The organism is Cryomorpha ignava, assembly GCF_010686655.1.
GTDB lineage: Bacteria > Bacteroidota > Bacteroidia > Flavobacteriales_D > Cryomorphaceae > Cryomorpha > Cryomorpha ignava.
Window position 1 is genome coordinate 1 of sequence record NZ_JAAGVY010000127.1, and the last position, 1,176, is coordinate 1,176.

1 protein-coding gene is annotated in these 1,176 nt (G+C 39.0%); it reads left to right on the plus strand.

The genetic code is table 11. The features are described from left to right. The first annotated feature begins 199 nt into the window (after positions 1 to 199). Entirely contained in the window at positions 200 to 790 is a 591-nt protein-coding gene (locus tag G3O08_RS20700; RefSeq protein WP_163287349.1) for an outer membrane beta-barrel protein, read from the plus strand. Positions 791 to 1,176 lie beyond the last annotated feature (386 nt).

Sequence of the window (1,176 nt, forward strand, 5' to 3'; positions counted from 1 at the left end):
ATAAAAAAACATGGCCGCAAAGCAAAAAGTATCTTCAAGCATGGATTAGACCATTTAGCAAGCTGTTTGTTAAATCCTAAGAATCAGAACAATATGGATATATATCAATTTTTGTCATGTACTTAGAGCAGCAATATTTAAAAAAATATATCTAACAAGTTGAATCAACCTTTTTGTTAACCGTACAAAAATCAACATCATGAAAACCATTTTACTCTCAATTGCAATTTTATTAGGAATCTCTTTTAACGCTCAAGCTCAGGAAGAAGGCAAATTCAGAGTTGGCTTAGACCTTGGAGTAGCGATCCCGTCGGGTGGTATAGGTTTCTTGGGCGACCTGGAACTAAAGTATAACCTTGAAGACAATATGAATATCGGCTTCCGCTTTGGCACAGCGATAATCGCAAAAGCTCTTAAACTTGAAAACGGTAATGAATTTGAGTCGGCCGACTTTTCTGCAAATACTTCATATATGGCGACTTACGACTACTATTTTGGTTTAGTCGGATCCTTCCATCCTTTCGTTGGTGGAGGTTTAGGTTTGTTTACTCTTGCAAGTGTTGCCGGCAAAGATGGAGAGGAATTCGATAAAGGTAAATTAGATACAAACAGGAAATTTGGGGGGTTTCTACGCGGGGGATTCGAGGCGTCAAAATTTAGGATGACGGTGGAATATGACTTTATTGGAGAATCGACGCTTCAGGACGCATTCGGAAACAAAGTTGGAACAATTAAAAATAACTACCTAGGAGTAACAGTCGGTTTTTATGTCGGTGGCGGAAAATGGTAGTCTTGTGCCTGATGCCTTTAGATGCGGCTTTGCTGAGGATAAATACTGATGATTTGCTTATTGATTTTATAGTTGAGAAACACCGTGATGCCAAACCGGTACGCGATTTTTTTGAGAAGTCGGTGAGTGGGTAGTTTATCGCAGTGACTACGGAACTATTATGATTCACTCGTAATTTCATTAAAGTTGCATTAACTTAAAAAGTTTGCCGGGATCGTCTCTGTTATCCCAAAAAGCCGTTATAATTATTTGTTTTTTTGTATCCACCCGACCATCCCATATTGCCTAATTCCCACCCCCGCCTGATCTTTGTCGAAAATAATTTTGATGAAGTTACAAGAAAAAATGTTTGCTCTGGTTCAAGCCTGGCAAGAGAGCGGAATGGT

Excerpts from the sequence above, each read along its gene's own strand:
- G3O08_RS20700 (WP_163287349.1), top strand. The coding sequence starts at position 200 with ATGAAAACCATTTTACTCTCAATTGCAATTTTATTAGGAATCTCTTTT.